This window comes from Streptomyces sp. NPDC001410 (genome assembly GCF_042895235.1).
Taxonomy (GTDB): Bacteria; Actinomycetota; Actinomycetes; order Streptomycetales; family Streptomycetaceae; genus Streptomyces.
Genome location: NZ_JBIAWE010000016.1, coordinates 198,710 through 216,824, shown reverse-complemented (window position 1 = coordinate 216,824; position 18,115 = coordinate 198,710). Strand labels below are relative to the sequence as shown.

Here is an 18,115-nt window from a genome sequence, read left to right as displayed (position 1 = left end):
CGGGACGGGTTTCTCACCTTTATGGGAGAGAGTGACGCCTGATGAAGCGCATCTCACGCATCTGGCTCACTTCGCGTCCCACCTTGCTGTGCGGTGTGGTGACGCTCGGCCTGACATCGGCGTCCGTGGCCTCCGCCTCCGACGGGCCGGGGCCCTTCGGGGTCACCGCCGCCACGGTCGCGTCGCGGCAGAGCGCGCGGGTCGGCGCGCTGTTCGGCTCGGACCGGGTCGGCAAGCTGGTCGGCGGGCACTTCTGTACCGCCTCGGTCGTGCACAGTCGGCAGCGGGATCTCATTGTCACGGCCGCGCATTGTGTGGATGGGGACGCCGGGGATCTGGTGTTCGCGCCGGGGTACCGCGACGGGCACGCGCCCTACGGGGTGTGGAAGGTGGGGAAGCGGTTCCTGCCCGACGGGTGGGCCAAGGGGCAGAGCGAGGACAGTGACATCGCCTTTGCCTATGTTGATGAGCTGGGTGGGAAGCGGGTCGAGGACGTGGTGGGTGGGAACCGGTTCGTCACCGGGACCGCCACCGGGGCCACCGCCGTCACCGTCAGCGGGTATCCGGACGAGCGCGAGGTGCCCATCACCTGCACCAACAAGCCGGCTCTGCACAGCCGTACCCAGCAGCGGATCAACTGTCCCGAGTTCACCGGAGGGACCAGTGGCAGTCCCTGGGTGAACGGGGCCAAGCAGGTCGTCGGGGTGCTGGGCGGGCATGAGCACGGTGGTGCCACCGCCGACATCTCCTACAGCGTGGTGCTGGGCGCGGAGGCGGCCGAGTTGTACAGGGATGCAGCGAGCGGGCGGTGAGCGGCGTCGGCTCTGCTGCGGTGGGCTGAGGGCAGGGTGAAAGCCACCCAGCCTCAACGCACCGCAGCGACGTCCGCCCAACCGCCCTTTCCCGCAGGCCGAGCGTCGGCTAACCGGCCATGGACGGGGCGTAGGGCGACAAGGCCGGAGCGAGCTGTACTCCGGGTGCCAGGCCGAGGGCGACCAGGGCGTCGGGCAGGCCGCGGCCGACGCGGGCCGCTTCCATGGTTCCCGGAGCGGTCAGTTGGCGGCAGCTGGTGCCGATGATGTCGAACAGGTGCTGTACCCGGCCGGGGCCGCGGGGCAGCAACTGGCCGTGGAAGTCCTCGTGGTGGGCCAGGACGAGTGCGGCGAGGCCGACGACATGGGCCGATGCCGTGCCGGTGCCGTCGAGGGCCGTGTATCCGCCCTGTGCGGCGCAGGACAGGACCGCCACTCCGGGGGCGGCCGCGTCGACTCCGGAGCCGTAGCAGCTGAAGGGCGCGGCGAACAGTCCCTCCGGAGTCAACTGTGGTCCGGAGTGGGTGGCCTGGGAGGTCTCCTGTGCGTACGAACCGTAGGCCCCGAGTGCGCCGACCGTGAACACGGTGGGCAGCGAACCCGGGAAGGCGACCGGTCCGCCGGTGTCGCCCGCCGGGGCGACGCAGGCGACGCCCGCCGCGCTGGCATCGGCGAGTTTGCGGGAGACCAGCGCCGAGGGGTACGGGGTCGCGACCGCGATGTGAGCGATGTCGACCTCGCGCTCGATGCAGTGGTCCAGGGCGGCGATCAGGTCGCTGAAGTGCCCGTCCGGCATGACCTGGCAGACCTCGATCTCGGCGTCGACGGCGATGCCGATGATGCCCCGGCCGGTGTCCGCTCCGGCGATGACGCCCGCCGCGTGGGTTCCGGTGCCCATCGTGTCGTGGGTCCAGCCCTTGTCCGTGCCGCGCACGAGATCGGCGCCCGAGTGCACCCGTTGCGCCAGATCGGGGTGCTCGGCGCTGACGCCGGAGCCGATGAGGCCGATCCTGACACCGAAGGCGCGGAATGTGGGCGGCAACCGGTCCAGCCCCATCGCCTGCTGGCCCCAGCCGTATTGCTGACGCTTCTCCAGCTCCGGATACATCTTGGCCAGCGGGGTGAGGGTGACGAGATTCTCCTGGCTCGCCGACAGGTCGGGGCGGTGGATCCAGCGGTCTGTGTAGCCGCCCGCGGGCCGGACGTACAGGGCCTGGACGGACTCCGCGGTCTCCGTCGCCAGGGTGAGGGTGACCGTTCCGTCGGCCCCGGTGATGCCCTGGCTCGGCCAGGTCGCGCCGATCAGGAACACTCCCGCACCGGCCAGCGGTTCGTCGTCCGGGCCGCAGACGCGCAATGAGATCTCCAGGGGCTGCTCCAGCGGCGCGACCAGTCCCGGATCGAGCAGCGGCGGCATCCCCGCGGTCGGCGCGGCGGCGGGTACGGCCGCGGACAGCGGCAGATCCGGCTCGATGTGCACGTGCAGCGACCGCATCGCCGGAACCTGGGCCTCCGCCGCCTCGACGACCGCGATCTCCGGACAGGAGGGGTACAGACCGGCGCCCTGCAGCTTCTCCGACGGCCGGAGCCTGCGGACCACCGTGACCTCGGGCAGCCGGTCGAGCCGGTCGCACACGGCGTCCATTCCGAGTTCGTCCACCCCGGGCGGGAGCATGCTCTGCGGCAGCGGCGTCACCATGTACCGCGCCCGGCGCGGCTGCACCGCGATGGGTGCGGGGGCACCCTTCCCGCGCGGTTCGGTTTCCTTGCCCTTGGGGCCCTCAGGGCCCGGCCCCCCGACTCCTGCACCCTGGGACCCGCTCTCGCGGTTGTTTGCCGGCCTTTCCTTCACCATCACGTCCACCTTCGCCACGCCTACGTCGTCCTTGTGCTCCTGATCCGGTGTCGGCCGGCTCGCGCATCCGCAGTGATGCGGTGTGCCCGGGAATCGCTCCTGGGCACACCGCATCGCGCGCGCCGCCTGATGTCAGCCGATGCCGAAGGGCTGACCCATCTGGCCGTAGCCGAAGCCGGGCTGCTGGTACTGGGGGAACTGCTGGCCGTAAGGCTGCTGGCCGAAGCCGCCGCCCGACGGCTGCAGACCCTGCTGACCCTGCTGGCTCTGCAGACCCTGCTGGCTCTGCTGGAGCAGCGTCACGATCGCGGTCGGCAGCGCCTGCTGCACTGACTGCTCCACCGCGCTGCGGACGCCCTGCTGCAGCGTGTGGTGCAGTGCGAGGGCCAGGTACGGGTGCGCCTGGTGGGCCATGCCCTGCTGCTGGAGCTGCTGCTGGACCTGCTGGATCTGCTGCAGGGTCTGCTGCATGCGCTGCGCGATCTGCACGCTCGCCTGCTGGCAGGCCTGCTGGATGGTCTGCTGGACGATCTGCGCGATGGGCTGCTGGGCAGTGCCGATCTGCTGGCCGAACTGCTGCTGGGGCTGGGCAGCGGTCATCACCGACATGAATACTCCGTTCGATGCGCCTTGGGAGATTCCGACATAGATGTCCTATGCGGCTTATCGGAATAATCCGACGCCCTGACGCTAAGGTGACGTCACGCGGACTGCAATTCGGACGACTGCTTCCGGAACGGGGAGCGCATGCGGACACAGCAGCGCGGCTGCCGTGGGAGTCGTACCCCCACGGCAGCCGCGTCCGTTCACCACGAGCCGGGTCAGCGCGCCGCCGGCACCGGTGCGGGCTTCTCGGAAGCTGCGGGCGTCACCGCCGGCTTCTTCGCAGCAGCCGCCGCCTCCGCCGCCGTCCGCTTGGCGACCTTGCGCAGGTACAGGTTGTTGAGGACCAGCGCCAGCGCGGTCAGGGCGGCGCCGGCCACCTGCATGCCCGCCGGGATCACACCGGTCAGCGCCGAGATGATGAACGCCGTGATCGGGACGACGTCCATGAAGAGGACGCCGTTGAGCGGGCCGAGGTACTTGTTGCCGAAGTTCCAGCCGAGCACGCCCACGAAGCCGGCGATGACGCTCATGTAGGCCAGCTCGGGCAGGATCGAGGTGACCGCGTGGGCGGTCGGGACCGGGACGCCGCCCGTGGCCAGGATGACCGCCGTGATGACGGAGGCGCTGGCCAGGCCGAGGACCGTGGTGATCGCGGTGTACTTGATCGGCGACCAGGTCGGGAAGTAGGTCGCACCGGAGGTGTAGATCACCCAGCACAGCGCGGCGAACAGCAGCAGCGCGTCGGGGCCGAGGTCGGACGGGTGGGAAAGGAGGGTGCTGAGGCTGCCGTCGGAGACCACCAGGATGACGCCGACGAAGGACATCGCGATGAAGGCCAGCGCGCCCTTCGGCGGAACGACCTTGCGCAGCACCCAGTTCACCAGGAAGCCCATCATGGGCATGGTCGCCATCATGATCGAGGCGTTCAGGGCGCCCCGCGCACCGATGAGGTCCTGACCGAAGAACACCAGGAACTGGAAGCCGGCGAAGCCGGCCGTGCCGAACAGCCAGGCCAGGCCGATCCGTTCACCCTTCAGCTTGAACCCGGCCGCACCCTCGCGCAGCTTGAGGAACACCAGGAACATCGCGCCGGCGATCGCGTACCGCAGGCAGGTGAAGGTGAACGGGTCGATGTGCTTCAGGGTCACGTCCATGAGGGGGAACATCGCTCCCCAGGACACGGTGGCCAGGAGGCACAGCAGCACGCCTCGGCCGTAGTTCTTCTGATCGTTCATGACTCTTCCTGTCGAGTGGGGGGACGGCAAGGGCAGTGGTGGGCAGTGGTGTTCGGGTCGGGTCAGGCGGGGACGAGGTCCGTGTGGCGGGCCGCTGCCTCGGCGTGGACCAGCGGCAGCACCGTCTCCAGCAGGCGGGCCGCCCGCACCTTGCCCGTCGGGCTGTACGGGATCGCCTCCACCGGGATCACGTATGCGGGCAGGCACGGCACCCGGCGGGCGCAGGCGGCGGCGACCGCGCGCCGGCCGCTCTCCAGCCGCTCCGGGGCGACCGGGGCGAACGGCACGATCAGCACTTGCTCGCCCGTGTCCTGCAGCTTCGTGCGCAGTACGGCGGTCTCGCGGACGCAGGGCAGGTCCATCAGGTCGTTCTCGAGGCCGAAGATGTTGACGTCGAGCGGCTTGCCCTCGACCGCCTTGGAGACGCCGTCGTTGCGGCCGGTGAGTTCGAGCCGGCCGGCCTCGTCGATGAAGCCGCTGTCGCCGGTGAGCAGGAAGCGCTGGGTGCGGCCGCCGTGGTCGAGGTCGAGGAACTCCGGCTCGGCGGTGGCATAGGCGTCCATCAGCTGGTAGCTGGCGATCGCGACCCGGCCGCGCATGCCCTTGGGCACCGGGCGGTTCTCCGGGTCCAGGACGGCGATGGTGTTGCCCGGCATCGGCCGGCCGGAGCGGCAGGGCGCCACATGCAGTTCCTCGGGGCCGATCATGACGTTCACGCCGGTCTCGGTGGTGCCGTAATAGAGGTGCAGGACCGGGCCGAGGCGGTCCCAGGTGTTGTTGACGACCCAGCGGTTCAGGTGCCGTCCGCCGGAGAGCACGAAGTGCAGCCGGGAGGTCTTGTGCAGGTGCTCGGAGGCCGGGTGGGCGACGACCCGCTTGAGGACCGGCGGGACCATGAGGGTCGTGGAGACGCCCTCGTCCTGGATCAGGCGGATCAGGGCCGCGGTGTCGTCGTACGGGCCGAGGACGATGGTGCCGCCCAGGGACAGGAAGATGCGTGCCCAGCCGGGACCCGACGCGTGGTACATCGGGACCGTCACCAGGTGGACGTCGTCCTCGTCGAAGGAGTACTGGTCCACCAGGTCGGCGAAGCGGCGCGCCTCGAAGGAGGCCCGGCGGATCACCAGCTTGGGGATGCCGCTGGTGCCGGAGGTGAAGGAGAACGCCTCGAACGGCTGCTCCACCGGCCGCGGTTCGCCCGGCTCCGACAGCAGCAGATCGGTGAAGGCGATGCCCGGCGCGTTCTTCGGCGGGTCGCTGTCCAGCCGGATGTCGAGGACGTCCCGGCCCTCGGGCCAGCCGACCTCGGTGAGCGCCGCGCGCTGGGCGGAGGTGCTGATGACCACGGTCGGCTGCAGCTGCTCCAGCGCGCCGGCGGTGGCCTCGGGCCCGGCGGTGTAGTCGAGTCCGACGCACGGGATGCCGAGCGAGGAGACCGCCGCCATGGCGACGACCAGCTCCCAGCGGTTCTCGGCGACGAACACCGCGCGGGCGGGCCGTATGTCCGGCAGCCGCTCCTCTATCGCGGTCGCCACGCGGGCCACCTTGTCGGCGAGATTGGCCCAGGTCAGCCGGACTTCGCCGTCGACCAAGGCGACGTGTCCGGGGCGGCGCCCGGCGTGCTTGCGGATGTCCGAGAGCTTGATCATTTACGGTCACTTCCTTCCGGCGGAAACGGCAGAGACAGCAGGAACAGCAGGAACAGCAGGAACAGCAGGAACAGCGGGGACGGCGGGGACGGCGGGGCCCGAGGGGACGCCGTACGCGGCGGTGGAGGCGCCGGGCTGCTGCAGCGTGTAGATCTCGCAGCCGCTGGAGCGCAGCGCGTCGATCTCGCCGAGGGTCCGGTCGCACAGCCGCTCACCCGGCACGGTGATCGGGATGCCCGGCGGGTAGGCGATGATGAAGTGGTCCGAGGTGCCCTGCGTCAGGGCCGCCGACGCGGTGCGGTAGGTGCGCTGGATGGTGCGCAGCGCGTCCAGCAGCCGTAGCAGCGTGGCCTCGTCGACACCGATGTGGACGTGGAAGAGCACGGCGTCGCCGCTCTCCCGGGCCACGTACAGGGCGTACTCGTCGAACAGGATCCGGCGGAAGTCGGCCGCGGTGATGCCGAGCGCGCTGATGTCCACGAGCACGCGGGTAGGGTCGTCGCTCACCAGCAGCGCCGGGTCGGTCAGATGGCCCTCCGGGCCGAGCGCGCGGTACGCCGACAGGCGCGGGTCGGTGCCGAGTTCGGTGCGCAGGGTGCGGGCCAGGTTCAGGGACCGCTCCAGCAGCTGCTCGCCCTCGGTCTCGGCCTGCAGCCGGGCCAGGTCCAGGCTCGCCAGCACCGGCCAGCTGGGCGAGGTGGTGTGGTGTTGGAAGAGCGCCTGTGCGGTGCGCTCCTGGGCCTCGCCGTCGCCGATCAGATGCAGGTACGAGCCCTGCCGCAGCGCCGACATCGACTTGTGCGCCGAGTGTGTCACGGCCACCCTCAGGGGCAGCGGGCGCTCGCTGCGGCGCAGGGTCTCCACCGCGTGCAGCGCGGTCAGCGGCCGCAGTTGGGGGTGGAAGCGGTGCACCGCGCCCCAGGCCTCGTCGACCAGAACCGACACCGTGGGGTGGGCCGCGGCCAGTTCGGCCAGCACCGTGGGCAGGTCGTAGCGGACCCCGTCGTACGACACCGCCGACAGCACGACCGTGTCGTACGGCCGGCCCTGAGCCACCGCCGTCCTGAACGTCTCCAGCAGCCGGGGCAGGTCGCCGAAGGTGCGGGGGCAGCCGGGGCAGCACTTCTGCATGGGCGCGTAGGTGACGTCCACGCCGAGCGCGCCGAGCGCGAAGTGCACCGACTGGTGGCAGCTGCGGTCGGCCAGCACCCGGCTGCCGGGGCGGGCCAGCGCGGTCAGGGCGGCCCGGTTGGCGGTGCTGGTGCCGGTGGACAGGAAGAACGTCGCGTCGGCGCCGAAGCTGTCCGCGGCCAGCCGCTGGGCCTCGCGGAGCGGGCCGCGGGGGCGGAAGAACGAGTCGAGCATCGTGCCGCTGTACGACACGTCGGCGGCGAGCTGGGCCGCGCCGAAGAGGGCCTCGTAGGACTCCCGGATGCGGGAGTCGCGGATCGACCGGCCGTGCGAGAGCGGAAGGGCGTGGAAGGAGGCGATGTCCCGGCGGGCCACCGCGAGCACGGCATCGGCCAGCGGCGTCCTGCTCGCCCCGTGACGCCGGGGGAGCGCCGCCTGCGGGCCCTCCCCGGAGGCGGGAGTGGAGCTGGTGGGTTCGGTCATGCCTCCATAAAACAAAACCTTCGCGAAGGTATCAAATATTATCGGGAACGCTGATGGAGCGGGGGTGGGGGTGTGCTGCAGGGCCCGGGGCCGATGGGGGTGCGTCGCAGGGCCCGGGGTCGAGCGGGAGTACGTCGCAGGGCCCGGGGTGACCGCCGCCCCGGGCCCTGCAGGTGTGTCCCGACTACGCGTTACTACGCGTTGTCCTGCGGAAACACCGTCGTCGCGTACGCCGTTGCCGCCGGGCCCGGCTGCAGGGTCGCGTGGGCCGCCACCGCGTGGATGTCGCGCCAGGCGCGTTGCAGGGGGCTCGACCGGATCAGGGCGCGGGCGCCCGCCGTGCGGAACAGGTGCTCCACCGCGTCGGTCAGCAGGTCGGTGGCGCGGGAGGCGTCACGCTGGTTGCGGGCCGCGGTCTCCGGCTCGAACGCCGCCGGAGGCGTGAGCGCCGCCCGGTCCGCGCGCTGCGCCGCCGACTCCAGGAGTAAGGCGGCCGCGTCGATGTCGCCGGAGCAGCGCGCGAGGGTCCGCTGGATGCCGGCGTCGGCCGCGGCGCCGCGCTCCTGGGTCAGCGCGGTCCAGGCGTCCAGCGCACCCCGGGCGGTGCCGAGGGCGGGCGCGCAGAACAGCAGCGCTGCGACCAGGGGGTACGGCACCCGGTGGCAGGGCGCCGCTTCCGGCTCGCGCACGCCCGTCATCAGGGCGTCCCGCAGGCAGGAGCGGTGTTCGGGTACGAACACGTCCTCGACGCCGACCGAGTGGCTGCCCGTGCCGCGCAGGCCGACGCTGTCCCAGGTGCGGTGCACGCGTACGTCGCGGCGGGGGAGCAGCAGGATGCGGTAGGCGGGCGGACCGGCCGGCTGCTCGTCCAGCGTGGCGAGCAGGATCCAGTCGGCGTGTTCGACACCGCTCGCGAACGCCCAGCGCCCGGTCAGGCGCCAGCCGCCGGGGACGCGGGTGAGCCGGCCGGCGGGCGGGACCACCGCCGCCGCTATCGCTGTGTCGGGCGAGTCGGCCCACAGCTCCGCCTGTGCCTCCTCGGGCAGATGGGCCGCCAGCCGGGCGTGCCCGGCCAGCAGCGCGCAGCACCACGCGGTGGAGGCGCACGCCTCGCCGACGGCGGCCACGGCGGTCACCAACTCCGTGAAGCCGCCCGCCCGTCCGCCCCAGCGGCGCGGCACGAAGTGGCGGGCGAAGCCGGTGGCCGGCAGTGCGTCGACCACGTCCGGGTGCAGGTTCGCGGCCTCCTCCGTGGCGCGGGCGTGCCGGGCCGCCAGGGCGGTGACGGCGGTCGGGGCGAGGGGCGGGGCGGGCAGGGCCGTGGTCATTGGGTGCCTTTCGTGAAGAAACGCTGACGGGTAGAAAAAGATTCGATCGAGAAGGTATTTTCTTTGGTGGTTGCAGTTGCACCAGGTCGACAGACGGGGACGGACGAGGTGAAGCAGGACAGAGCACGGCGCACACACGAGGTACTCCTCGATTCGGCGGCGGCCGAGTTCGTTCTCCACGGCTTCGTGGGCACCAACCTGTCCGACGTCGCCGCCCGCTCCCGCCTCACCAAGGGCGCGCTCTACGGCCACTTCGCCTCCAAGGCGGAGCTGGCCGAGGAGCTGACCCGGGCGTTCGAGGCGGAGTGGGCCAAGTTGCTCGCCTCGGCCGGGAGTTCACTGCGATCGCTGCGCGAGCTGACCGTGGGGCTGGCGCGCAGGATGGACGAGGACGTTCGGTTCGCGGCGGGGCTGCGGCTTGCCGCGGATGCGGCCCGGGTGTCCCGGCAGGAGCCGGTGCCTGTCGGCGAGCTGCGGGTGAGACTGCTGGAGTTGGTCCGGGATGCTCAGCGGGAGGGGCGGATCGATGCGTCCCATCGGCCGGAGGTCTTGGCTCGGTTGGTCGTGACCTTGTTGATGGGGGCGCACGTGACCCGCTGGGAGGTCGGCGGTGACGAGGTGGGTGACCTCTGGGATGTTGTGTTTGCGGCCTTGGACGCGGGTGCCTAGGAGTTCGGGCCGTGATGTGCGTTCACGGGTGCGGGTGCGTCGTGGCTTGTCGCGCCCCGCGGCGGAGCCGCTGATCGGCACAGCCCCGCGCCCCTAGGGCGGCGGAACACAGGGAACTGCGGAGTGGCCGTTTCTCAGGCTGCCTTTGCCAGAAGGCCGTTGAGGGCCGGGCCCGGTAGGCGGGGCCAGTTCTCCCTGGTCGCTCTTGTGGTCAGGGTGGGGTCGCTGCCCACGATCACCGGGTGGCCCACGCTGGTCAGGAGCGGCAGGTCGGTGGCGTCGTCCGCGTAGGCGTGGCAGTCGGACGGGTCGAGGGCGAAGGCCGTCATGATGCGGTGGGCCCATTCCGCCTTGGCCTGGCCGATCATCGGGCCGTCGGTGAGGTCGCCGGTCAGGATGCCGTCGGTGACCTCGGGGGTCGTGCAGACGAGGAGGTCGGCTCCCACCGCCTGGCCGATGGGGGCCAGGCAGGCGGCGAACGAGCCGGAGAGCAGGATCGTGAGGTCGCCGGCCCGGTGGTGCTGCCGTAAGGCCTCGCGGACCGGCGGGTGGAAGAGACCGCGGGCGTTCTCGCGGGCGAACCAGAGGCGGCCGCTCTCCTCCAGGTCCGATTCGCGGCTGCCGCGCAGCAGGCGGTAGAAGGCGCGGTTGACCTGTTCCCGGGGTACGCCCGAGCGGAGTTGGTGGCCGAGTGCGGCCCGTGCCGCGGTCAGCCGGGCGGGGGAGCGGCCCTCGCGGCCCCAGTGGAAGCCGAGGAAGCCCAGCATGCTCTTGCAGGTGATGAGCGTCTCGTCGACGTCGAAGAACGCGGCTCTGACGGGGTCGGTCGTCATGACGTAGGAAACCCTTTGCGGATGGTGTGGGGACGGAGCGCGGTGCGGCGGACCGGTGTCACCGGCCGGAATGCAGCTCCGTGTGGGCGGCCTCGACCAGGTCCAGGATCCGGTCGGCGTACGGGCACAGCCGGGTGCCCGCCGAGGTGAGTTCGACGGCGCGGTTGCCGCGGCGCACGAACAGAGGTGTGCCGACGGCCTCTTCGAGGCCCTTGATCTGGGCCGTGATGGTCGGCTGCGAGTAGTGCAGGTTGCGGGCCGCGCGGGTGAAGCTCAGCTCGCGGGCGACTTCCCGGAAGGTGCGCAGACGCTGGAGGTCCATGGTCAGTCCCGGACGAAGAGGGCGTCGGCCTCGGCGAGGGTGCGCTCGCCCTGTACGGCGGTCAGCCGCAGCAGTCCGTCGGAGCCGGTGGCCGAGCGGATGACGATGGGCTGGAACAGCTCGCCGAAGGACCGGAACCTGGCATCCAGTGCGGTGAGGACGCAGTTGCTGGCCGCGGTCAGATGACCCGCCTGGCGGAATGCCTCCAGCAGCATCATGCCGGGCACATGGTCCGAGGGGTGCTCGAAGTAGCCCGGGTGCTGGAGGTCGACGTGCAGCAGCCAGGTCGAGGAGTCGTCGTCGGCCGCGGTGCGCAGCAGCACGTTGGCGTCCTGACGGCCGGCGATGACCGGTGCCCGGGAGGGCGTCGCCGCGGCCGTGGCCGTGGCCGTGATGCCGCTCGTGAGGTCGCGGCCGCGGTTCCTGAGGACCTCGTAGCGACGCGCGTCGACCACGACGACGGCGACCGTACTGTGCGCGCACGGCTGCCCGTCGACCTCGATGGTGATGTCGATCCGGGCGTCGAAGCGGCCCGAGCCCGGGCTGCCGGCCGGGGTGACGCAGACGTCCAGGACGGCGCCGAGCGGGGTGCCCCCCACCCGCAGGGCGGCGTGGTCGTCGATGTGCAGGTCGAGGGACTTGAAGACGAAGTGCTGGCCGAGCGGAACGTCGTAGAAGCGGTGGAGCAGGTAGATCCCCGCCTGGCGAACCGTTTCCGCGAGCAGCATGAAGTCGCAGCGGCCGGACTCGTCGGGGTGGTAGAGCGCGTGGTGGCGAGGCCACTGTGCGCCCACCAGGAAGCGGTCGCCGGCGACTGCGGCCGCGTCGGTGAGGAAGACCTCGGTGACGGAGGCACGGTGCACCAACTGGCGTGGAACCGTGCGGTCGAACGTGAGACCGGCCCGGGCGTGCTCCATCGGAGACGCGGACCGCAGCGTGCTGACAGACATGCCTGTTTCCCCCCAAGGCTGTTTGCGTTACGCGCAGATGAGGGGTGCCTGATCGGCTGCCTGGCGCCCCCCGCCCAAGAAATATACCTTCGGGAATGTATATTGCAATGGAGATCCTCGGGAAGGTGGAGTACATGCCAAGCAGCAGGGCGGAGCCGAAGCAGGAACGGGCACGTCGGACCAGGGCCCACATCCTGGAGATGGCGGCCGAACTCTTCGCCGAGCGCGGCTACGCCACGGTGACGCTGCAGGACGTCGCCGAACGGGCGTCGATGACCAAGGGAGCGGTGTACTTCCACTACAAGAACAAGGAAGACCTCGCCGTCGCCGTGGTGCAGGAGCACTACGCCCGCTGGCCGGTGATCCTGGAGGCGGTCTCGGCCCGCGAACTGCCGCCGTTCGAGGCGCTCGTGGCGGTCCTGGACCGGGTCACCGAGGCCTTCCGCGACGACGTCGTGGTGCAGGCCGGTGCCCGGCTGCAGATCGAGCGGTCGCTGATCGCCGCCGACCTGCCCGAGCCGTACGTCGGCTGGGAGGACTTCCTCACCGGCCTGGTCGAGGAGGTCGAGAAGGCGGGCGAACTGCGCGCCGGCGTCACCCCGCGCTCGGCCGCCCGGGTCATCGTCTCCGCGTTCTTCGGCATGCAGCACGTGTCGGACGTGCTCAGCCGGCGGGCCGATCTGGCGGAGCGGTACGGGGAGTTGCGGGCGGTGGTGTTGGAGGGGCTGCGGGGTTGAGGCGGGGCGAGGGCAGCGGCCGGGGAGCGGAACGGGGTTGTGAAACACCCCGCTCGGCTGAGTGATCTTCGTGGCAAGGTGGGTCCGTGGACGCACTCAAGCCTCAGGACCCGCCGCACATAGGCACGCACACGCTGCTCGCCCGGCTCGGGGCGGGTGGGATGGGACAGGTCTATCTCGGGCGGTCGCCCGGCGGTCGGCTCGTCGCCATCAAGGTGATCCGGGACGAGATCATCGATCACCCCGAGGCTCTGGCGCGGTTCCGGCGCGAGGTGGAGACCGCGCGGACGGTCCGGAGTGCCTATACGGCCAACCTCATTGACGCCTCGTTGGACAACACCCCCTACTGGCTGGCCACCGAGTACGTCGCCGGGCCCACCCTCGCCAAGGCCGTGGCGGAACGCGGCCCGCTGCCGCCGGAGACCTGCCGAGGGCTGTTCGCGGCGCTCGCCGAGGGCCTCGCCGCCGTCCACGCACACGGCGTCACCCACCGGGACCTCAAGCCCCAGAACGTCATCCTCGCCGCCCAGGGCCCGCAGCTCATCGACTTCGGCATCGCACGCGGCGTGGGCCAGACAGCCCTCACCGATGCCGGGCTCGCGTCCGGCACACCCGGCTTCACCGCCCCAGAGGTGCTGATGCGCAACGAGGTCGGACCGCCGGCCGATGTGTTCGCCCTCGGCGCCACCCTCGCCTACGCGGCGACCGGCCGGGCACCGTTCGGCTCGGGTGACTCGAACGGGGTCAGCTACCGCGCCGTTCACGAGCCCATCGACCTGGCCGGTGTCGCACCGGAGCTGGCGGCCCTGATCGAGGCGTGCGTGGCCAAGGACGCCGCCGCCCGGCCGGGGCTCGCCGAGGTGATCGCACGCTGCGGGGTGCGCACCGCACTGGTGGAGGACCCGGTCTACGCCGGGCTCGCCGCGCTGGGCGAGGCCGCACCGCAGACCCCGCCGACGCCGGTACGGCAGTCGGTGGCGCCGTCGACGACTCCGCCGGTGGGGCCGCACGACCTGCCGACGGTGGGACCGGCGCCGTACGGCGCGCCCGGTTACACGCCCACCCAGCTGGCCCAGCCGAGCCGGCGCTCGGGCAAGCGGTGGATGGTGGCCGTGGCAGTGGGGCTCGTGGTGGGCGTCGGGACGGCCGCCACCGTGGTGCTCACCCAGCAGGGCGATGAGAAGGACACTCCGCAAGGGCGGGCTTCCGCGAGTGCGCAGGCCACGGGGTCCAGCCCGAAGGCCACGGCGTCCAAGGCGGACGACGGCAAGGACGGCGCGCCCGCCTACGCCGGTGACGACATCGACCGCACCTTCTGGCAGTCGTCGACGGGACAGTGTCAGCTGCCGGCCGAGGAGCGGGCGCCCGAGGGCTTCCAGGGCTCTGAGTCCGACCCCGACGACCCGAGCAAGGGCGGGGAGCACCCGGTCTTCGACCACAAGGTGCGGATCGGGATCCGGAGCAGCGGCTACTCCGTGACACCCGGGAAATCCGGAACCGACGCGCCGTACTACGTGACCGTCAGCGTGAAGCCGCCGCACAGCATCGACCCGACCACCGGAAAGCCCGTCACCGGGGCGCTTCAGCAGAACGTGACGTTGGGGTACACCAGCAAGCCCATCGACCTCTACGGCGGCGACAAGTCCGCCTGGAAGTACCTCACCTACCCGGACGACTTCCGTTCCTGGTCACCGAACGGGAAGAAGACGTGGCCCGCGATCCCGCTCACCAACGATCCCGGTGACTGGACCGTCCAGTGGCACCACATCCGCACGCCCCACGACTACAGCAGCATCATGTGCCTGGGTTTCGCTGTGAAATGACGCCACATCGCGCGGATAGCGTCATGAACCGCACTGGTATGGGGGAAAGTTGAACCGTGCGGAAGGTATGGGTGATCGGTGGGGCGGCCGTCGGGCTCGGGACGGCCTTTGTCATGCTGCTCGTCGTCGGCGTGTATGTCGTCGCCGGGAACCTCGTCAACAGCGTCACCACGGGCAGCCGCGGGCTCGCCAAGGGAGCCGTGCCGGCCGCCTACAAGCAGCTCGTGCAGCAGTGGGGGAACCTCTGCCCCGCGCTCAGCCCGGCCCTGCTCGCCGCCCAGCTGTACCAGGAGAGCGGCTGGAACCCGACGATCGTCAGTCCCGCCGACGCGCGCGGCATCGCCCAGTTCATCCCGAGCACCTGGGCGACGCACGGCATCGACGGCAACGGCGACGGCAAGCGTGACATCTGGGACCCGAGTGACGCGATCCCGTCGGCCGCGTCGTACGACTGCGAACTCGCCAAGTACGTCAAGGACGTTCCCGGCAACGTCTCCGACAACATGCTCGCCGCCTACAACGCCGGTGCCTACCGGGTCATCAAGGCGGGCGGCGTCCCGGGCATCAGCGAGACGCAGAACTACGTCCAGCGGATCCGCAGCCTGGAGAAGAGCTTCGCCGCGCCGCTCCGGCGGATCGACCCCACCCGGCAGGCCGCGGGCGCCATCGCCTTCGCCCAGAGCAAGCTCGGCACGCCCTACCTGTGGGGCGGCAACGGCACCGCCGACCAGGGGGGACGCTTCGACTGCTCGGGTCTGACCCAGGCCGCGTACGAGAAGGTCGGCATCACCCTGCCCCGGGTCGCCAACGATCAGTACAACGCGGGCCCGCACCCCTCGCGCGACCAACTGCTCCCCGGTGACCTCGTCTTCTTCTCCGACGACCTCACCGACTCGCGGGCCATCCGGCACGTGGGGATCTACGTGGGCGGGGGGTACATGATCGACGCGCCGCGGTCGGGCGCCGTGATCCGGTTCGACCCGGTCGACACCCCCGACTACTTCGGTGCCACGCGGGTCACCGAAGATGGCGCAAAAGCGCTCCCGACCGCGGTGTGAACCGATTGTGAACCCACCCCCTGAGCTGCGGTGATGAGTCTCTCTTCGATAACGTCTGAGTGATCATTCGGTGGAGAGTGGAACGTATCAATGGGGGCTGTGCGTTCCTGATGACGTAGCCGAGCGGACGTCAGCGGCAGTGCAGCGGAAGCGGATCTACGAACCACGGGGGGCTGGAGCGACGCACACGAGGTGCGTCCGGGAAGACGACGAAGGGGCCGCAGCACGATGGCTGTACTCGCCGAATCCGGATCGAACCCCGACGTCGACCTGCTCTACGACATCAATGGCCTGGCCAAGGACGCGCCGCACTGGTTCGACCGGGTCATGGAGTTCGTGGGTGAGTACGGACTGCTTCTGGCCATGGTGCTGCTCGTGCTGTGGTGCTGGTGGTCGGTGCGCCGCCGGGCCGAGGAGGACGCCGCGTCCTCCGTCGCCGCGCTGGTGTGGGCGCCGCTCGCGGCCGGCATCGCGGTGCTGGTGAACGTGCCGATCCGCGGCTTCGTCGAACGCCCCCGCCCCTTCGTCGACCACCAGAACCTGGACGTCCTGGTCACCGGCAAGACCGACTTCTCCTTCGTCAGCGACCACGCGACGATCACCATGGCCCTCGGCGTCGGCCTCTTCGTCGCCAACCGCCGCTTCGGCCTCGCGGGCATCGGCCTGGCCCTGCTGGAGGGGTTCTGCCGGGTGTACATGGGCGTGCACTACCCGACCGACGTCGTCGGCGGCTTCGCCCTGGGCACGGCGGTCGTGCTGCTCCTCTCCCCGCTGGCCACGGCCCTGCTGACCCCGCTGATGAAGGCGGTCGAGCGGTCACCGCGGGCGGGGCGGATCGTCAGGAGTCGGTCGGCGAGCGGGGCTCGGGGAGATGCGCTGGTGCCCGGCGCGCGCAGGCCGGTGGAATCCGAGGAGAAGGACCTGGCCGCGTAGGCCGGTACTGCTGCTGGGCGGGGGTGGGGGCGGGGCGGGGACGCTTACTGGCGCTCGAGGTGCCGCTGCGCCCACCCGTGCCGCCTGGGGTTCCCCCCGGGCCCTTAGCTTGACTCTGTCGGGGATCTTGGAGTGGTTGAGATCAGGTGCCGAGGGTCCGCCAGGACTTCGACCGGGGGATCCCCTGTTGGTCCAGGTAGGTCTGGAAAGTGGTCGGCGGCCGCACTGAAGGGACTTCCTCGGTCACTGACCGGCTGCTGAGGCGTTCGATGTTCACGGCGATGGCCGTGAGTACGTGCTGCAGGTGGGTTCTGGGCAGTCCTCGGTAGCGGCAGTGGCGCATGCCGTGTCCGTGGGCGAACTCGTTGATGGTGCCCTCCACTCCGGAGCGAACCGCGTAGCGAGCCTCCAGTCGGGTGTCTGCTGCTCGGTGCGGACGCGGGCTTGCAGGTCGCGGAGTTCTCGTGGAGGGAAGCCCACCTTCCGGGCGCTCTGATGGGAGCTGGTGCACCGGGGGCGGTCCGGACACGGCTGGCACTGGCTCTTGGTGAACCGTGCCACGATCAGGGGTGCCGCGGTGGGTGAGGATGTCGGGTAGGGGCCGTGCCAGTCCTTGCTGACCTGGCCTCGGGGGCAGGTGACCTGTTTGTGGTCGAAGTCGATGTGGAAGTCGTCCCGGGTGCTGCCAGGATCGTGTGGCGGGCGACGTGGCGGATGAGGGCGGAAACTGAGACGGCTCGTCCCAGATCCCTGTTCCAGGCCGCTGCGAAAGGTCCAGGTGAGAGGGGATGTGTTCATTCCAGCGTCCCAATGATCCTCACCACCATGGCGTCCGGGACGGAACTGGCGGCACCGTTGGCTCGGAGCGGGGGCGGCCAGCGTGCCGTCCTGGTCCTGTAGCGGCAGCCGAGGCACCTGGTGAACGGGGCTTGGCAGGTATGAAGGGGCAGACGATGGATTCTTCGATGGCACCCTGCAGGGGAGCGACGGACGGGTGCACGCGGTGAGGACGTGGCGCGCGGTACGACGGGGTGTGGCTGTCGCGTTGGTGGCCTTCGTGGTGCCGGTGGCGTCGATGGCGAGGGCTGCGGCCCAGCCGACGAGCGTTGCCAAGAGGGTGCATCACTCCTCTCCCACTCCAGGTTTGGATGACAGTGATGGGGCTGATCTTGCGCCCCACGACCGGTCGGATGACGTGCAGAGCCTTCTCGATGAGATACATCAGACCCTGGAACAAGATGCGGAGGAGTTCGTCAGGGGCTACGTGCAGCGGGGTCCTGAAGCCGCTGACGACCCCCGCCCTCACAGGGCCGGGAGCGATGACGGCTATGTCGAGCTGGGTCCTGAAGCCGCTGACGACCCCCGCTCTCCCAGGGCCGACAGCGGTGAGCCTTCTGACGGTGGCAGGAGCACGGACGGCGGAGATGGCGACTCCGACAGTTCCGATACAGGGGAGGTCGAGAACGGCGCGGGCGGCGGTATTTCAGGTGGTGGTGCTGTGAGCGGGAGCGCAGCAGCCGCGGCAGCCGCAATCGCAGGTGCCGCAGCCGGGCTCGGTTCCTCTGGCGGTTCCCACGACGGCAGCTCCGACAAGGGTTCCCACGACGGCAGCTCCGACAAGGGTTCCCACGACGGCAGCTCCGACAAGGGTTCCCACGACGGCAGCTCCGACAAGGGTTCCCACGACGGCG

General features: G+C 70.7%; 16 protein-coding genes and 2 pseudogenes. 8 read left to right on the top strand and 10 right to left on the bottom strand.

Features of this window, described 5'->3' with window-relative positions; translation table 11 throughout:
* The first annotated feature begins 41 nt into the window (after positions 1-41).
* Positions 42-812 carry a trypsin-like peptidase domain-containing protein gene (locus ACFY3C_RS32210; RefSeq protein WP_386573837.1) on the top strand — a complete coding sequence of 257 codons (771 nt, stop codon included), beginning with the start codon at positions 42-44 and terminating at the stop codon, positions 810-812.
* 109 nt (positions 813-921) lie between these two features.
* Here ACFY3C_RS32210 and ACFY3C_RS32205 read toward each other — a convergent pair whose 3' ends face one another.
* From ACFY3C_RS32205 to ACFY3C_RS32180, 6 genes are all read right to left on the bottom strand, one after another.
* Complete coding sequence (locus ACFY3C_RS32205; RefSeq protein ID WP_390773272.1) at positions 922-2,511, bottom strand: S8 family serine peptidase; 1,590 nt, start codon at positions 2,509-2,511, stop codon at positions 922-924.
* A gap of 288 nt (positions 2,512-2,799) precedes the next feature.
* Positions 2,800-3,276, bottom strand: a complete 477-nt coding sequence (locus tag ACFY3C_RS32200; protein WP_390773271.1) for a hypothetical protein — start codon at positions 3,274-3,276, stop codon at positions 2,800-2,802.
* A gap of 212 nt (positions 3,277-3,488) precedes the next feature.
* Positions 3,489-4,508, bottom strand: a complete 1,020-nt coding sequence (locus ACFY3C_RS32195) for a DMT family transporter (protein WP_390773270.1) — start codon at positions 4,506-4,508, stop codon at positions 3,489-3,491.
* Positions 4,509-4,570: 62 nt separating this feature from the next.
* Positions 4,571-6,157: a class I adenylate-forming enzyme family protein gene (locus ACFY3C_RS32190; RefSeq protein WP_390773269.1), complete on the bottom strand. Its 1,587-nt coding sequence runs from the start codon at positions 6,155-6,157 to the stop codon at positions 4,571-4,573.
* A gap of 6 nt (positions 6,158-6,163) precedes the next feature.
* Complete coding sequence (locus ACFY3C_RS32185) at positions 6,164-7,771, bottom strand: arginine decarboxylase (RefSeq protein ID WP_390773268.1); 1,608 nt, start codon at positions 7,769-7,771, stop codon at positions 6,164-6,166.
* A gap of 194 nt (positions 7,772-7,965) precedes the next feature.
* Entirely contained in the window at positions 7,966-9,099 is a 1,134-nt protein-coding gene (locus tag ACFY3C_RS32180; RefSeq protein ID WP_390773267.1) for an acyl-CoA dehydrogenase family protein, read from the bottom strand.
* A 108-nt stretch (positions 9,100-9,207) separates the two neighbouring features.
* Here ACFY3C_RS32180 and ACFY3C_RS32175 point away from each other — a divergent pair, with 108 nt between their 5' ends.
* Positions 9,208-9,768, top strand: a complete 561-nt coding sequence (locus ACFY3C_RS32175) for a TetR family transcriptional regulator (RefSeq protein ID WP_390773266.1) — start codon at positions 9,208-9,210, stop codon at positions 9,766-9,768.
* 134 nt (positions 9,769-9,902) lie between these two features.
* Here ACFY3C_RS32175 and ACFY3C_RS32170 read toward each other — a convergent pair whose 3' ends face one another.
* The 3 genes from ACFY3C_RS32170 to ACFY3C_RS32160 are packed head-to-tail and all read right to left on the bottom strand — an operon-like array spanning position 9,903 to position 11,873.
* On the bottom strand, positions 9,903-10,601 hold the full coding sequence (locus ACFY3C_RS32170; RefSeq protein ID WP_390773265.1) for an HAD family hydrolase: 699 nt from the start codon (positions 10,599-10,601) through the stop codon (positions 9,903-9,905).
* A 58-nt stretch (positions 10,602-10,659) separates the two neighbouring features.
* Complete coding sequence (locus ACFY3C_RS32165; protein ID WP_386573828.1) at positions 10,660-10,923, bottom strand: LysR family transcriptional regulator; 264 nt, start codon at positions 10,921-10,923, stop codon at positions 10,660-10,662.
* Between the two features lie 2 nt (positions 10,924-10,925).
* Positions 10,926-11,873 (bottom strand): ScbA/BarX family gamma-butyrolactone biosynthesis protein, encoded by a 948-nt coding sequence (locus tag ACFY3C_RS32160; protein WP_390773264.1) that lies wholly within the window; start codon positions 11,871-11,873, stop codon positions 10,926-10,928.
* A gap of 134 nt (positions 11,874-12,007) precedes the next feature.
* On the opposite strand from ACFY3C_RS32160, the gene ACFY3C_RS32155 reads away from it, so the two are divergent.
* The 4 genes from ACFY3C_RS32155 (at position 12,008) to ACFY3C_RS32140 (ending at position 16,424) form a co-directional block, all read left to right on the top strand.
* Positions 12,008-12,610 (top strand): ScbR family autoregulator-binding transcription factor, encoded by a 603-nt coding sequence (locus tag ACFY3C_RS32155; protein ID WP_386573825.1) that lies wholly within the window; start codon positions 12,008-12,010, stop codon positions 12,608-12,610.
* A gap of 86 nt (positions 12,611-12,696) precedes the next feature.
* Positions 12,697-14,433 (top strand): serine/threonine-protein kinase, encoded by a 1,737-nt coding sequence (locus ACFY3C_RS32150; RefSeq protein WP_390773263.1) that lies wholly within the window; start codon positions 12,697-12,699, stop codon positions 14,431-14,433.
* Positions 14,434-14,489: 56 nt separating this feature from the next.
* On the top strand, positions 14,490-15,491 hold the full coding sequence (locus ACFY3C_RS32145) for an NlpC/P60 family protein (protein WP_386573823.1): 1,002 nt from the start codon (positions 14,490-14,492) through the stop codon (positions 15,489-15,491).
* Positions 15,492-15,719: 228 nt separating this feature from the next.
* Positions 15,720-16,424: a phosphatase PAP2 family protein gene (locus ACFY3C_RS32140; protein ID WP_390773262.1), complete on the top strand. Its 705-nt coding sequence runs from the start codon at positions 15,720-15,722 to the stop codon at positions 16,422-16,424.
* Between the two features lie 142 nt (positions 16,425-16,566).
* On the opposite strand, the pseudogene ACFY3C_RS32135 reads toward ACFY3C_RS32140, so the two are convergent.
* Positions 16,567-17,222: pseudogene (locus ACFY3C_RS32135) on the bottom strand (transposase).
* 277 nt (positions 17,223-17,499) lie between these two features.
* Here ACFY3C_RS32135 and ACFY3C_RS32130 point away from each other — a divergent pair.
* Together ACFY3C_RS32130 and ACFY3C_RS32125 are read left to right on the top strand one after the other, a co-directional pair.
* Positions 17,500-17,688, top strand: a pseudogene (locus ACFY3C_RS32130) (ubiquitin-like protein Pup); the annotation flags it as partial.
* 234 nt (positions 17,689-17,922) lie between these two features.
* The coding region (locus ACFY3C_RS32125; RefSeq protein WP_390773295.1) for a hypothetical protein at positions 17,923-18,115 on the top strand (193 nt) is incomplete at its 3' end.

Coding starts and splice junctions, on each gene's coding strand:
- ACFY3C_RS32210 (WP_386573837.1), top strand. CDS start 42: ATGAAGCGCATCTCACGCATCTGGCTCACTTCGCGTCCCACCTTGCTG.
- ACFY3C_RS32205 (WP_390773272.1), bottom strand. CDS start 2,511: ATGGTGACGCCGCTGCCGCAGAGCATGCTCCCGCCCGGGGTGGACGAA.
- ACFY3C_RS32200 (WP_390773271.1), bottom strand. CDS start 3,276: ATGTCGGTGATGACCGCTGCCCAGCCCCAGCAGCAGTTCGGCCAGCAG.
- ACFY3C_RS32195 (WP_390773270.1), bottom strand. CDS start 4,508: ATGAACGATCAGAAGAACTACGGCCGAGGCGTGCTGCTGTGCCTCCTG.
- ACFY3C_RS32190 (WP_390773269.1), bottom strand. CDS start 6,157: ATGATCAAGCTCTCGGACATCCGCAAGCACGCCGGGCGCCGCCCCGGA.
- ACFY3C_RS32185 (WP_390773268.1), bottom strand. CDS start 7,771: ATGACCGAACCCACCAGCTCCACTCCCGCCTCCGGGGAGGGCCCGCAG.
- ACFY3C_RS32180 (WP_390773267.1), bottom strand. CDS start 9,099: ATGACCACGGCCCTGCCCGCCCCGCCCCTCGCCCCGACCGCCGTCACC.
- ACFY3C_RS32170 (WP_390773265.1), bottom strand. CDS start 10,601: ATGACGACCGACCCCGTCAGAGCCGCGTTCTTCGACGTCGACGAGACG.
- ACFY3C_RS32165 (WP_386573828.1), bottom strand. CDS start 10,923: ATGGACCTCCAGCGTCTGCGCACCTTCCGGGAAGTCGCCCGCGAGCTG.
- ACFY3C_RS32160 (WP_390773264.1), bottom strand. CDS start 11,873: ATGTCTGTCAGCACGCTGCGGTCCGCGTCTCCGATGGAGCACGCCCGG.
- ACFY3C_RS32155 (WP_386573825.1), top strand. CDS start 12,008: ATGCCAAGCAGCAGGGCGGAGCCGAAGCAGGAACGGGCACGTCGGACC.
- ACFY3C_RS32140 (WP_390773262.1), top strand. CDS start 15,720: ATGGCTGTACTCGCCGAATCCGGATCGAACCCCGACGTCGACCTGCTC.